10 protein-coding genes and 1 pseudogene are annotated in these 13747 nt (G+C 53.2%); 1 reads left to right on the top strand and 10 read right to left on the bottom strand.

All coding sequences use genetic code 11. The features are described from left to right. Nucleotides 1–63: 63 nt before the first annotated feature. From M2298_RS18405 to brnQ, 6 genes and pseudogenes are all read right to left on the bottom strand, one after another. On the bottom strand, nt 64–1248 hold the full coding sequence (locus tag M2298_RS18405; RefSeq protein ID WP_280648842.1) for a Ger(x)C family spore germination protein: 1185 nt from the start codon (nt 1246–1248) through the stop codon (nt 64–66). After that, nucleotides 1245–2351, bottom strand: coding sequence for a GerAB/ArcD/ProY family transporter (locus M2298_RS18400; RefSeq protein ID WP_280648841.1), 1107 nt, complete (start codon nt 2349–2351; stop codon nt 1245–1247). The genes M2298_RS18405 and M2298_RS18400 overlap by 4 nt, the downstream gene beginning before the upstream one ends. A gap of 6 nt (nt 2352–2357) precedes the next feature. Further along, complete coding sequence (locus tag M2298_RS18395) at nt 2358–3518, bottom strand: GerAB/ArcD/ProY family transporter (protein WP_122966856.1); 1161 nt, start codon at nt 3516–3518, stop codon at nt 2358–2360. A gap of 6 nt (nt 3519–3524) precedes the next feature. Beyond that, nucleotides 3525–3743, bottom strand: coding sequence for a hypothetical protein (locus M2298_RS18390; protein ID WP_280648840.1), 219 nt, complete (start codon nt 3741–3743; stop codon nt 3525–3527). Beyond that, nucleotides 3740–5201, bottom strand: a pseudogene (locus M2298_RS18385) (spore germination protein). Before M2298_RS18385 ends, M2298_RS18390 begins: the two are co-directional and overlap by 4 nt. A 480-nt stretch (nt 5202–5681) precedes the next feature. Then, nucleotides 5682–7022, bottom strand: coding sequence for a branched-chain amino acid transport system II carrier protein (gene brnQ / locus M2298_RS18380; RefSeq protein WP_173597381.1), 1341 nt, complete (start codon nt 7020–7022; stop codon nt 5682–5684). A gap of 282 nt (nt 7023–7304) precedes the next feature. On the opposite strand from brnQ, the gene M2298_RS18375 reads away from it, so the two are divergent. Next, nucleotides 7305–8150, top strand: a complete 846-nt coding sequence (locus M2298_RS18375) for an SDR family NAD(P)-dependent oxidoreductase (RefSeq protein WP_233454170.1) — start codon at nt 7305–7307, stop codon at nt 8148–8150. Between the two features lie 155 nt (nt 8151–8305). Here M2298_RS18375 and M2298_RS18370 read toward each other — a convergent pair whose 3' ends face one another. The 4 genes from M2298_RS18370 to dacB all read right to left on the bottom strand — a co-directional run bounded on the left by M2298_RS18370 (nt 8306) and on the right by dacB (nt 13662). Continuing rightward, a complete protein-coding gene (locus M2298_RS18370; RefSeq protein WP_274875362.1) occupies nt 8306–9040 on the bottom strand; it encodes a YheC/YheD family protein in 735 nt (244 codons plus the stop codon). Beyond that, nucleotides 9037–9429: an aspartate 1-decarboxylase gene (panD, locus tag M2298_RS18365; RefSeq protein ID WP_122966861.1), complete on the bottom strand. Its 393-nt coding sequence runs from the start codon at nt 9427–9429 to the stop codon at nt 9037–9039. Before panD ends, M2298_RS18370 begins: the two co-directional genes overlap by 4 nt. 85 nt (nt 9430–9514) lie before the next feature. Beyond that, on the bottom strand, nt 9515–10579 hold the full coding sequence (locus M2298_RS18360) for an Ldh family oxidoreductase (protein ID WP_280648839.1): 1065 nt from the start codon (nt 10577–10579) through the stop codon (nt 9515–9517). A 185-nt stretch (nt 10580–10764) separates the two neighbouring features. After that, nucleotides 10765–13662, bottom strand: a complete 2898-nt coding sequence (gene dacB, locus M2298_RS18355; RefSeq protein ID WP_280648838.1) for a D-alanyl-D-alanine carboxypeptidase/D-alanyl-D-alanine endopeptidase — start codon at nt 13660–13662, stop codon at nt 10765–10767. Nucleotides 13663–13747 lie beyond the last annotated feature (85 nt).

The raw sequence follows: 13747 nt of genomic DNA, 5'->3' as shown, positions 1-13747 counted from the left end.
CACCTCCTGCGAGATTTGCTGTCCAGCCTTCGTCTGGTACGTTGCGTGGTACATGCTCGTTTGCTATTTTTCCGCTTTTCCATGCTCATCGGTTGAGCCAGCAGGTCGGGAAATCAGTCCTGGTCGGCGGACAGCGGCCTGAACCTGTATGTTCACATCAATTTGCGGGTAGAGCGCGTCCCACATCGGTTTCGCTTGCTCCCACTCCTGCGGATACTTCCGATGAAAAGCAGCGGCAAAATTGCCCGCGTCCGCGTCAAACTCCTTTTGCAAATGAAAGAGAGCGAGCCTGATGCGCGACTTGATTTCGTCGTTGACCGATTTCTGCACGAGCACGATGCTGCTCGGCTCCATCATGTTCAGCTTCGTCGCGTTTTCCACGATGTCGCCTTCCGTATCAATTTTGACCAAAATCGACCACTTTCCATTCGCAATATGCGGAATCAGCTTGGTCGTCGCCCGAATCGGTACGACAGAGACAAGCCCTTGTCCCTCTGGCAAGTTGACGCTGATGGATGCGCGGGTGATTTCATTGCGCAGCCAGAGCAGCCCCCTCGTAGCTTTCGATGTCAAGACTCCTGCCAGCTTGTCCTGTTTAAAAATGGCGGTTCCGAGCAGCGGCGTGTTTTTCTGGATTTGCTCCTTGTCTTTCAATTTGTTCCCTTCCTGTATATAGGGAATGGCTACTGCTTGCGCCTCGCTTTTGAGCATGTTGCGAAAGTCGATCAAGGTTACAGGCATGCCGATATGCAGGCTCGCGTATTCGCGCAACGCTTCTGCTGTAGAGCGCTCCAGGACGCTTTCGATTCCGAGTGTCTCGACTGCTTTTCCTTTTGATATGTACAAATAGGCACGATTGCGTGGTTCAGGATGACGCACGAGAAAATCAATATGATCGGCTATCCCTTCCCGGGCGATCTCTTCGCCGAACAAATAAATTTTGCAGTGCCCCCAGAACACTTTGCGGGAGAGCTTCGCCTGCACTTTGGACATCGCGTCGGCAATATTGATTCCTTTTCCGCTCAGAACCGTGGTCAGCTCCCTGGTCGAGCTGCCCGTCGGCACTCCCAGCCCGCCTCCTCCCACTTCTTTTGGAATAAACACTTGGATGCTCAGGTCGATTTCGTCTTTTCCCGCCTTGTCCACAGCAGCAGCGGTAATGATTGCGAGGTCGTTGACTTCCGTCCGATCCCAGCACCCGCCAAGCAGCGTACAGGAAACCAGCAAAACCAGAACGACTCCTCTCATCCTGACGGAACCTCCTTCGCTTTGCTGCGCTTTCCACGCACGATTGCATAAAACAGCAGGCATCCCGGCCAGAAGCAGAAAGACCACGCGAGGATGGCGGGAATCGCAATCAGGGTGATCGCCCCCAGCTCCGCGAAGCTGGGGATTCCCCAAAAGCTGAACAGCACGATCAAAAAACCGATCGGCCAAATAAGCGGCTGGTAACAGGTGAGATTCAGGCATTGGGCTGTTCCCAGTACCGTCGCGTAGTAAAACATCGACACTTTGATAAAGGCGCCGATCACCCAGATCGCCATGACAGCCGATTCCATGTTCTCAAAAAAATCGGCAATACTCACATATCTGGCGGTATCCATGATCGGAAACAAAATATTCGGCAAAGCATCCCCCATCAAAAACAGCGTGACCAAATTGACGATAGTCATGGTAATCATCGCTCCTGCCACAGTCCACACCGCAGCTTTTGTCCCCTGCGGGCGATTGGCGAGCACCGGCAACAAGTACGAAATCAAAAACACTTCGCTGTACCAGCCGAGCGGCGTGATGGCCCCTTTGATCGACGGCAACAGTCCGCGATCGAGGACAGGAAACAAATTGCCGGGGTCCAGAGCAGGAAACACAAGGCCGATCATCAACAGCAGCGGAACAATGAACATCGGAAAGAAAACTTGCGCGGTTCGTCCGAGAACTTCGACCCCGCCTTTGACGGCAAAAGCACAGACGACAATCAGCGCGGACGAAATGACACTGAGCGGCGTTTCCTTCAAAAAAATCGCGATGAAATCCGCATACTCGCGCACGATGACGCCGCTTACCTGCAACAAGACGAGCAGGTACAAAAGGCCCATGATCGCAGATGGCACCGTTCCAGCGATTGCTTTTCCTTGCTCGATAATCGTCATGCCGGGAAACCGCTTATGCAGCTGGATCGCGATAAACACGCTGAGAAAGCCGATGAGCGATGACCAAAACGGCGTGAGCCACAAATCGTTCCGGGCCGCTTGAGCCATGACGTTAGGTCCTCCAAGCATCGCGGTAGACACGAGCACGGGATAGATAATCATCCCCATTTGCAAGGCTGAAATTTTTCCCGTTTCAAGCATAGTTTCTCATCCTTCTTGCTTTTCGGTATGGGTATGGGCTTGTTCAGGTGCCATGGTCATTTGCGCTTGGCTTTGCTGTTTGCCTTTTTTGCGCAGCAGGGCCAAACCGAGCAAAAGCAGCGGACAGATCGTCTGCATGAGCGGCCCGTAAAACGGAAACGAGATTACATCGAAGCGACTTGCCTGATTGAGGTTGGGGATGGACCAGAAGCTGAGGGCAGCGATGAGGATACCGATCGGGAGCACAATCGGGCGATAATCGGCAAGCCCGAGCCATTGACTCGTTCCCAGCACAGTAGCGTAGTAAAATATTGATATTTTGACGAACATCCCGAGAATCCAGACGGTCATGACCACAGAGTCGAGATTTTCAAAGAAGTCCGCAATGCTGATGTAGCGAAAGGCAACCATGACCGGATACAAGTAATCCGCGGCCTGCGTCCCGAACACCAGCAAAATAAACAGATTGATACAGGTCAGCATCAGCGCAATTCCCAAAATCGTCAGCATCCCCGAGCGCATGCCTTTGCCCCGATCGGTCACGAAGGGCAAAAAAAAGCTCATCAGAAACGCCTCGCTGAAGTAGCCTTGCGGGATCAGTGCCCCTTTCAGCGAAGGGAGCAAGCCGTGTTCCAGCATGGGAAACAGAAAATCGGGCTTCATGTCCCGGAGCAAAAAAGGCATGAGAATGAGCGGAAACATAAAGAAAAAGAAAAAGAGCTGTGCCGTCCTGCCGATCGATTCTACTCCTGCTTTCACAGCGTAGGCGCAGACGGCGATCATCGTGATAATGACGATGCTGATCGGTGTCTGCGGCAAAAAATTGCCGATGATAAACTCGGCGTACCCTCTGGCGATCAATCCTGTCATGTGGATGTAAAAAAACAGGATGAGCAGCCCGAACAGCTTTCCCGGAATCGTACCGATAATGTCGGTACTGTATTCGACGACGGATTTTTGCGGGTACAGTTTGTTCAAGGCTATGGCGGCATACACCGTTAAAAAACCGGTCAAGGACGCCCAGGCAGGCGACAGCCACAAATCATTTTGCGCGTATTTTCCGCTATAACTCGGCACAGCTGTAACAGCCGAAGCAATGACAGCCAGGAAAATCATTTTTCCCATCTGCGCGGAAGAGATTTTTCCCTGTTCTAGCAAGCACCCCACCCTTTTTTATTCCAAGTAGTGACCCAGCGGCTCGAAAATTTCATTGATTATCGTGGTGGGTCCCGGCAAATTCGGCAAATCGAACATGGACAGCACCCAGCCGATGAAAACCAAGGCGATGAAGGTCATTTTGTCTCGCCTCGGCAAGCGCGACAGACGCGGCCACTCGATGGCAAACAGGATGCAGACGAGAGCGCTCATTCCGGCGACCAGCCCCCATTTCAAGCTGGATCTCCCCCTTTTTTCGGCCCTGGCTTCTGATTCGCTCCTTGCCTGATTTTTTGATAATCTCCCGTCAAGTGAGGGCGCGTGTTCATCATCCACCACGGCGCGCGGACGAGCGTGTCCTTCCATTCCGCGACCTTGATCGGTCCGACTGGTGTCAAGTACGGCACGCCCAGCGAGCGAATCGTGCTCAGGTGGATGACGGTCACAATAATGCCGAGCATGATTCCCAACAAGCCGAGCGATCCGGCGAGAAACATCATCGGAAAGCGCAGCAGGCGAATGGCGATGCCCGCGATATAGTGCGGAATCATAAAGGAAGCAATCCCTGTGATGGCGACCACGATGACAAACCAGCCCCGCTTGTACGGCTGCCTGACCGATGACGAGCGCCCCGACGATGCTGACAGCGGCCCCGACCTGCTTGGGCAGTCTGACCCCTGCTTCGCGCAGCGCTTCGAACGTAATTTCCATCAACAGCGCCTCGACCAAAGCCGGAAAAGGCACTGCTTCCCGGGAAGCTGCCATGCTGATCAACAGCGAGGTCGGCACCATCTCGTGATGAAACGTAATCAGGGCGACATAAAGGGACGGCAGCAAGAAGGAAATCGCGGTGAACAAATAGCGCAGCCAGCGGATCGTCGTACTCGCGAGCGAGCGCTGGTAATAATCCTCGCTGGATTGCAGCAAGGAAAACAGCGTAGTCGGTGCGATCAGCACAAACGGCGTGCCGTCTACCAGAATGGCGATGCGCCCTTCCAGCAAATTCCCGCAAGTGACATCCGGACGCTCGGTGGTCAAAATTTGCGGGAACGGCGATGCAGGATGATCTTCAATCAGTTCCTCGATGTAGCCGCTCTCCAGCACACCGTCGATTTCGATCCGGCCTAGTCTCGCCCTGACCTCTGCCACCAAGTCCTCGTCCACGATGCCTTCCATATAAGCGAGGACAACCTGGGTTTGTGTGTAGCCGCCGATTTGCATTTGCTCCATTTTCAAAGCGGGCGTCTTGATCTGCCGTCTGAGCAGCGCCGTATTGACGTGGAGCGATTCCGTAAACCCTTCGCGCGGCCCCCGGACGACCCCTTCGGCGACCGGCTCTTCGATCTGCCTTTTTTCCCATCTGGCCAAGCCAAAGGCAATCGCTCTCTCCTGCTGGTCGATCAACAGAACCGGGTTGCCGTTTGCAATCGCTTCCAGGCATTGTTCTACGGTGCTCATTTCCCGCGATTTGGTTACGGGCACCAGATTGTCCAACAGCTTTGTCAGCGGGGAATCCTTCGGCAGCTTCGTCTGCATCAGGACAGACAACACGCTGCGCTCCAGCTCCTCCTGATTCGTCAAGCCGTCGATGTAGATCGCAAGCGCCCGGATCGTGCCGCCGATGCGAAACGAGCGAAACACCACATCGGAGCAGTTGGCATACAAGTCTCTCAGCCGCTGCTCGTTGTCAGCCAGCTGCTTTTACAAAGGCGTATGGGAAGGCGCTGTCTGCTGCTGCGTCTTCTGTTTGTGCGATCTCCACCACTTTCGCGCGTTTTCGCTCAGGCTCCCCACCCCCTTTTCAACGAAGCCGCCTCACTTTTTCCTGAGTCTCGCCTACTGTAAAATGAGTTAGGGAAATTTTGCCCCATTCGTACCACTTTTATCCTGTTTCCTTGCCCGGTGAGCCAGTTGCCCGTGCCAAAAGAAAAAACGCCCGGATCAACCGGACGTTTTGGACCGTAGCCATTTCCACAAATAGCAATAACAGGACGTCAGCACAAGCACGACAGTGATCGTCATGATAGTGTCAAAGCGCATAATAGCCTCCTTCTTTCTCCTACTCTTTTACTACGAAAAAACAGACGATAAAGTCACGAAATCGCATCATCTTTCACGCATGTGTCTTCAAAAAGGAAAGAGCCTCGCAAGCGCGAAGCCCTTTTTTCGTTGTAGTTATTCCGTTTGGGAAGAGTGTTTTTGCCGCAATAGCAAAGCTCTTTTCCACATGTCGAGCAGCATGCCGACTGCAACCGCGATCAAGGCAGGCATGACCCAGCCAGCGCCGACGTTGTAAAAAGGCAAGGCCGCGAGCACCTGGTCCCATTGGTGGGCGACAAGCAGGGCATTCGCCAAATCTGCCAGCCCAAACACGGCAACGACGCCAACCGTTGTCATATAAACGAAAGAGGTAGCCGGGATGAACCGCTCGACCAGAGCAAGCAAAATGAGCATGATCGCAATCGGGTAAATCGCACCTAAGACAGGCACGGATACTTGCAAAATTTGTGTCAGGCCCAAGTTCGCAACCAGCATGCTCAAGACGCATAAAACCGTCACCCATCCCTTGTACGGCAAACCGCCGAACAGGCCGTGGAAATACTGACTGCAAGAAGTGACGAGTCCAATCGATACGCACAGACAGGCGACCGTAAAAATCACCCCGAGGATCAGCGTTCCGCTTGCCCCAAACAGGTGGTCCATCATGTTCGCGAGCAGTTGGGCGCCATTTTCCGCTTTTCCTAAAGAAGCGGCAGACGCGCCCATGATGCCCAGAACGACGTAAATCACTGTCAGCAAAAATCCAGCTCCAAGCCCTGCCTGAATCATGCTTGCAGACAATTTTTTCTCGTCTGTCATCCCTTTCGCCCGCAGCGTATTGGCAATGACAATCCCGAAAATGAGGGCGGCAAGCGCATCCATCGTCAAGTAGCCGTCGAGAAAGCCTTGGGCAATCGGATTTGCTCCGTATTTGCCAGTCGGCGCACCTGTCTGTCCGAGCGGAGTAACCAAGCTTTTGATGTAAATCAGCGCGATGAGCGCCAGCAAGGCAGGCGTCAGCAGCTTCCCGAACCGATCGACCAGCTTGGAAGGCGACAGACTAAACCAGAACACGATCAGAAAAAACACGACCGTGTACACGAGCAAGCTGATTTTAGAGGCAACCAGCGATTCTGGCAAAAAAGGCGCCATCCCCATCTCGAAAGCGAGACTTCCCGCGCGCGGAATGGCGAGAGCCGGCCCGATCGAGACGTAAATCAGAAACGGAAAAATAAGAGCAAAAATCGGATGGACCCGGCTCGCCAATTGGTAGAAGCTGCCTGCTTTGGCAACGGCAACTACCCCGAGAATCGGCAGACCGACAGCCGACAGGACAAAGCCCAGCAAGGAAGACCAGACGAGCGAGCCAGCCTCCTGCCCAAGGTATGGCGGGAAAATCAAATTGCCTGCTCCAAAAAACATGGAAAATAACATGAAGCTGATGAGCATCCATTCTTTTTTAGACAGTGATGTCATTGTCGAACATACTACCTCCCTTCATAATGAGAGGCATTCTATCAACTTTTTGTGCTCTGCGCCAGCCTTTCCCCATTTTTCGCAATAGCAAATGGATTGCGAGTTTTCTTTTATGGAAGGCTTTAGCATTCGACTATCGGCATTTTCTGGCTGCTCAAGATATCGAACTTTTAAACGTGTCTGTTCCATCGATTTCAAAAATGATAATCGCTCATTCTCAACATGACACTAGATGTCATATTACTACGTGTATGATGAAATAAATAACTTGCGAAGGAGTAGATGAACTTGAAGAGACTCGCTGGGAAAATCGCTCTCGTAACCGGAGGAAGTCGAGGGGCAGGACGAGGGATCGCCATTGAACTCGGGAAAGCCGGAGCAGTCGTTTATGTGTCGGGAAGAAGTTTGCGAGGGACTACTACAAACGGTTTTCCAGGCAGTATTGATGAAACGGTCGAGGAGATTCTGAAAAATGGTGGCGAGGCATACGCATGTCGTTGCGATCATACCCGTGATGAGGATACGCAAGCTTTGATCGAGAGAATCCGTCAGGAACAAGGACGTCTCGATATACTTGTGAATAACGTCTGGGGACTGCATGACTTGGACGTGAATTTACAACCGAAACCTTTCTGGGAATATCCGCTGAACATGTGGGATGCTATGTTTCAAAGCGGAGTACGTGCACAAATAGCGACCAACCATTATGCGATCCCGCTTATGCTGGAAGCTGATTCTGGGTTGATCGTACATACCACTTTCCGGGATCAGGATAAGTATTTAGGAACTTTCTATTACGACCTTGCCAAGAATACGATTAACCGCTCCGTGTTCGGACTCGCTCATGATCTCAAAAACACGAAAATAACGGCGGTAGCGGTCTCCCCTGGTTGGATGAGAACAGAACTGGTATTAAGAAATTTCAATACAGACGAAAATCATTGGAAGGAAGTGGAAGCTCTTAAACATACGGAGTCGCCGCATTATATTGGGCGCGCTGTGTCTGCCCTGGCAGGGGATGGCGAAGTGAAGCTTAAAAACGGACTGGTCCTGCAAGTTGGTGATCTTGCCCGGGAATACGGATTCACCGATGTTGATGGACGATTTATCCCCCCTTTTCTCATCTGATCCGTTATACAGCAGAAACCTTTCTCATCGAACGACAAATACTTGTTACCCAGAATCCACATGAAAGCCTTTTGAAAAAAAGAACCACTTGCCCTCAGGCTTTTTCGGCCGTCGCAGCAAGCGGTTCTCTTTGCTTTTCAACGCACTCCACGCACTCAACGCTTCCGCATCGCCAAAATACGCCTGTAAAAAGTCTGATCCTGAAGTTGCTGGAACAAAGATAGCGACGGGCGAAAATTCGCTTCGATGATCCACGGCTTTCCGTGAATGTCGATCCCCATGTCCAGGCCGATCTCCCGCAACGTCGGGTACGCCGTTCCCAACCGGTTGGCTACCGCCATGGACACTTGCCGAATTTCTCCGAGCAGATTCGGATTCGCTGCAATGTTCGACTGCTTGATCGCCGTGCGAAGCGGCAGCACTTTTCCGCGGCTGCGGGCGACGTTCGTCACGACGAAGCCCGGCCCGGCGAGTTTGGCTACCCATCCGGTAATCACCCAGGGAGAGTGTTTCCCTTTGCGCTGGATCATCACGCGGACATCAAACGGCTTTCCGTTGATGCGCCCAAGCGGAATGCGCGGCTGTAGCAGATACGTTTTCGGGCGAAACAATGATTTCGCATATTGGACAGCCTTTTCCTTGCCTTCGACTGTCCGGCGGTGCTTGCCGCTATGAATCAAATAACGGTCGTCTCCCAAATCGGTCAGCTGGATAATCCCGGCCCCGCCGCCTCCCCCGGACGGCTTCAGCATGACACGCTTGTAGTCCGCTGCGTACTCCCATAACGCTTCAGGAGAAAACAGCCGGGTTCTGGGCAAATGCTCACGCAGGAACTCATCCTGAACCATGTGCTGGTGCTTGCCCCATTTTCCTACGTTTGGCGCTTTTATGGCAATGTCTCTCCATTCGTAATGAGATGGTGCTCTTCGACTTTCGTAATGCGATTTTGTTCATCCACAAACACGACCTTCGGCACCAGCTGGTCGCATTCGCTCTCCTCGAACATGCCCATGCTTAAAATGATGACGATGTCGCCGGGGGAAAACAGATGGGCAGGCGGGCCGTTCAAACAGATTTTGCCGCTTCCTTCCGCTGCTGGCAGGGCGTATGTTTTCCAGCGCGTCGCGTTCCGCAAGCTGGTGATTTGCACAATTTCGTAAGGCTTGATGTCAGCCGCTTTCATCAGGGTTAAATCAATCGTAATGCTGCCGACGTAGTCAAGCTCGGCTTGCGTCACTGTCGCCCTGTGGATTTTGCCTTTGCACATGTGGCGTTGCATCGGATGTTCACTCCTTTTCAAACCGCTGACATCAGTCTATGTGCGAGAGAATGTCCCGGAAACCACTGGACAGCGAAAGCTTTGCTCACACCCGATAGACTGCTTGCGCCAGATCAATTCCGTAGCCGGAACACAACTTGTCGAGATCCTCCACCACCGTCTGCGTCAAAGGAATGCCATCCTGCTTATGCGCTGCCATCTTTCTCTGCTCGATTTCTCCCGGAATCAAGATTTCCGCCACATGGGCTGCACGCGGAACTTTTTTGATCTCCCGGATATATTCGTCCATCTTTTGCAAAAATGTGTCCACAGGTAAAAAACGCTGCACATCGATGCACAAAAAGACGTGTCCGATGTTTTGCGGATCATGCCAGTTGTCGTACAAGCTTTTGACACTGGCTCCAGCCGCAGCTCCGGTCAGCAGACCGCATAAAATATCGATGAACATCGAAAGCCCGTAGCCTTTTGCCCCGCCGATCGGCAAAAGAGAGCCGAGCAACGCTTTATGCGGGTCATGCGTTGGCAAGCCGTCCGCGTCTATGGCCCAGTCTTGCGGGATCGTCGTCCCTGTTTTGGCTGCCAGGGCAATCTTGCCGCGCGCCGCAACACTTGTCGCCATGTCCAGCAAGTAGGCAGGTTCCTCGCCCGCAGGAATGCCGATCGCGATCGGATTCGTTCCGAAAAACGGCTGAATCCCTCCCGTTGGCGCCATCGCGGAAGGGGCATTCGAGAGGACGAGCAAAATCATGCCTGCGGCAATAGCCTTCTCGGCGTAGTACGAACAGGAACCGAAGTGATTAGAGTGCCGTACGCCGACAAATCCGATCCCGTTTTGCCGTGCCAGTTCCATCGCTTCTTCCAAAGCAGCCATCCCGACGACTGCTCCAAGCTGATTTTTGCCATCGATAAGAGAGGTCGCTCCCTGCCTGGTGACCAGCTCAGGTGGCAGCGAAAGCTCGATCAGCCCCGCCTCGATCCTCTGCACGTAAATCGGCAGCCGCGACAGCCCATGGGACTCGATCCCGCGCAAATCCGCATGGACAAGCGATTCGGCTACCATTCGTGCATCCTTTTCCCTGACCCCCGCGCGAGAAAGGATGTGTGCAGCGACTTGCTCCAACCCCTGCCAATGAAAGCGTGTAGGGTTCAACTTCGCTTCCCCTCCCCGATCTCTTCGTTTTTGTCGCGTTCTGCATCTGGATATAGATATGAAACCAGCCGAGCGACCGTCACTGGCATTGACCCAAACCTGGACGAAAAGCCACCTGCACGCGGCCACCCATAAAAAAGAGAAGCCCGCTTTTGTCCAAAGGGCTTCTCCATCTGCCTGCCAGCTTATTCGTACGCTGCGACAATCGACATGATCCGGTCTTGCAGTTCCGTAAAGAAATCTTCATCCTCCACATAGCCGTTCATGATGATGGAAACGACGAGCCTCTCCCCGCTTTGCGTGGTCAAATAGCCCGACAAGCTGTTCGCACCCGTCATTGATCCGGTTTTGGCATGAATCGTTTTGGCAGCAGCCAGATCGGTCAGCCTGTTTTTCAGCGTACCGTCCACGCCCGCGATCGGCAGCGACGCGTCAAAAGCGGCAAAAGACGTTTGCTTCGCCATCCCTTCCAGCACGGAAGCAAGGTGACGCGCCGAAATCAGGTTGTAGCGGGTCAAGCCTGAACCGTCGACCATGTCAAAATTCGTTTTGCCCCCAAGCGACGCGACTGTTTCTTGCACGACTTCCGCTCCTGCAGCGGCACTTCCGGTTCCTTTTTTCACGGCTCCGATCGTCTTCAGCAGCATTTCCGCGTAAAAGTTGTCGCTCTTTTTATTCAAATAGGCGACGATATCTTTCAGCGGCAGCGAAGTAAATTCATGCCATTTGACAGCGGATGGCGGGACAGTTTGCACGATCAGCTGGCTGCCCGGAGCGAACTGAATGCCTTGGCTTGCCATCGCTTCCTGCAAAACGGTTCCCGCGTACTTGGCCGGTTCCTCTACAGGTACGCGCTCGTAGTCGCCAGGATGATCGAGCGGAAGATTTCCGGTCAGCCGGATCGTATTCGTTCCGCGGTCGCGCAGGATGGCAAACGTATTTTCCTGCCCGGCCTCTACTGTTTTCGATTCGTTGACAATCGTGACGTAGTTCGTTTTCGGCAGCAGGTTGAACGCGACAGCCTCGCCCGCTTGTTTCGCAGGCTTATATTCGACCATGACCGTCCCGCGATTCAGCGCCAATGCCCCGAGGGTAGGGTTGTAGTAGTAGCTTTCGTCATCCCATGCCCAGCCAAGGCCGAGCCGTTCCTTGTCAAAAAAGCTTTCGTCCAGCACGAGATTTCCGGTGACTTGCCTGATCCCTTGCTGCTTGATCCACGCTGCGATTTTCTCTATCGTGACGCCTTCCTGCACTTGCAAAGCGTTTTCGGTAGAAATGGTCGGATCGCCGTAGCCTTTGAGGTACAGATTGCCTTGCTGGACTCCGTTTTTTGTTACAGGCGCATCCCCGTACAGCTCGGTTTTGTAGACGTAATTCTCCCCGAGCTGGGACAGCGCTGCGGCCGTCGTCAGCAGCTTGAGATTGGAGGCGGGTGTGAGCAGCGCGTCCGCATCCTTTTCGTACAAAATGGCTGCGTCTCCCGTTTTGTCCAGCGACTTGACGATGACACCTGCCGTTACCCCGACTGCTTGCGGCTGTGCAAACAACGGATCAAGCAGCACGGAAAGCGGATAGACCTTTTCGCGGGCAGGTACATAGCCTTCCGGAGCAGTAATCTGCGGGTAGGAGGCCAACAGTGTGCCTACGAAGTCTTGCAGATCGCGCGCGTATTTCGACTTGTAAATCCCGTTGATCAGGATGGAAAAGGCCAGCTTGTGCCCGTTTTTCGCCGTGACGTAGCCAGACAAGCTGTTGACTCCACCCATGGAGCCTGTTTTCGCCATCAAGTTTTTTTCCGCGTCTGTCGTAAGCATGCGGTTTTTCAACGTGCCGTCTACGCCTGCAACTGGCAACGATTTTTCCAGCTCGACGCCATACGTCTGCTGCTGGGCAAAATCAAGCAGCTTGACGATTTGCTCTGCGGTGACCAAGTCAAAGCGCGACAATCCCGAGCCATCTACCTGCCGAAAGCCCGTGTCAATGCCAGCCCGCTTCATGACGTCCGCAACGGCTTCGCTGCCCGCTTCTGCGCTGCCTGTTCCTTTTTCCGTCGCCCCCAATGTTTTTAGCAGCATCTCGGCGTAAAAGTTGTCGCTTTGCTTGTTCAATTCCACGACGACCTCGCCGAGCGGCATGGAAAGATGCGTGCGGAACGGCACGCCGGATGTCACGCTCGTCTTTTTGATTTGCGTGGAAGGACTGAAACTGATGCCTTGGGCGAGCAATTGCTGCTTCCAGATGTCTCCCACAAACAATGCCGGGTCTTCCAGCGACACATCCTCTTCATACGGCTTGGCGCTCACCCCGATTGTTCCTGTCAGCAAAATCTCGTTTTTTCCGCGCGGGCGCTCGACGGTGATGTCTGTCTCCGCTCCTGCAACGGTCTGCACCTGGTTGTTGATCTTCACATATGTAGTAGCCGGTTCCATCGCCATTGTCGGCGGTGTATTGGCAGCCTTCCCCGGCGAAATCGCGATCGTCACAAAATTTTTATGCACCGAAAGCGCGCTGAGCTGGGCACTGTAGCCATACGGCTCGTCATCCCACATCCAGCTAACGCCAAGCCGGGTATCGTCAAAATAGCTTTCGTCCAGCAGCAGGTCGCCGTCGATCCGTTTGACACCTGCTTCTTTGACCGCAGCAGCCAGCTGTTGCAAATCCGCTGGTATCAAGGTCGGATCGCCGTTGCCTTTTAGCACCAGATCGCCCGCTAAAACCCCGTCGGCATTTACTTTTCCTTGCAAAAAGACGTCTGTCCGCCACTGATAGTCCGGCCCCAGCTTATCCAGCGCAGCGACTGTGGTAAACAGCTTCATGTTCGAGGCGGGAATATAGTTTCGCTCGGCGTTGTGCCGATACAAATACGTTTTGTCCGTCAAATCGTAGACGGCAATCCCCGCATACATCCCCATGCTGTTCTCATCGTTTTTCAAATCGGTCAAGTATTTCTCGATGCGGTCCGTGAGTGCGTCCCTCGTGCCGATGTCCTCTCTGGCAAAAGCAGGTGACACGGCAAACTGCAACACAAGCAGAAGCAAAAGAAAACAGGTACAGACGCGTCGAAAGACAACCAACTGATTCATGTGACCCTCCTCGTCTTAGTCTTGACCTTTTACGAGAAATCCAAAGGATGAGCCAATCATAGCATTTATTTAGATTTTTCTAAAT

The organism is Brevibacillus sp. 1238 (genome assembly GCF_029892995.1).
In the GTDB taxonomy this organism is placed as follows: domain Bacteria; phylum Bacillota; class Bacilli; order Brevibacillales; family Brevibacillaceae; genus Brevibacillus; species Brevibacillus parabrevis.
Note: the sequence above shows the minus strand (reverse complement) of the source record. Positions and strands in the feature narration are given on the sequence as shown.

What these genes read in the sequence shown, in the direction of transcription:
- M2298_RS18405 (WP_280648842.1), bottom strand. Translation starts at nt 1,248, where the DNA reads ATGAGAGGAGTCGTTCTGGTTTTGCTGGTTTCCTGTACGCTGCTTGGC.
- M2298_RS18400 (WP_280648841.1), bottom strand. Translation starts at nt 2,351, where the DNA reads ATGCTTGAAACGGGAAAAATTTCAGCCTTGCAAATGGGGATGATTATC.
- brnQ (WP_173597381.1), bottom strand. Translation starts at nt 7,022, where the DNA reads ATGACATCACTGTCTAAAAAAGAATGGATGCTCATCAGCTTCATGTTA.
- M2298_RS18375 (WP_233454170.1), top strand. Translation starts at nt 7,305, where the DNA reads ATGAACTTGAAGAGACTCGCTGGGAAAATCGCTCTCGTAACCGGAGGA.
- panD (WP_122966861.1), bottom strand. Translation starts at nt 9,429, where the DNA reads ATGCAACGCCACATGTGCAAAGGCAAAATCCACAGGGCGACAGTGACG.
- dacB (WP_280648838.1), bottom strand. Translation starts at nt 13,662, where the DNA reads ATGAATCAGTTGGTTGTCTTTCGACGCGTCTGTACCTGTTTTCTTTTG.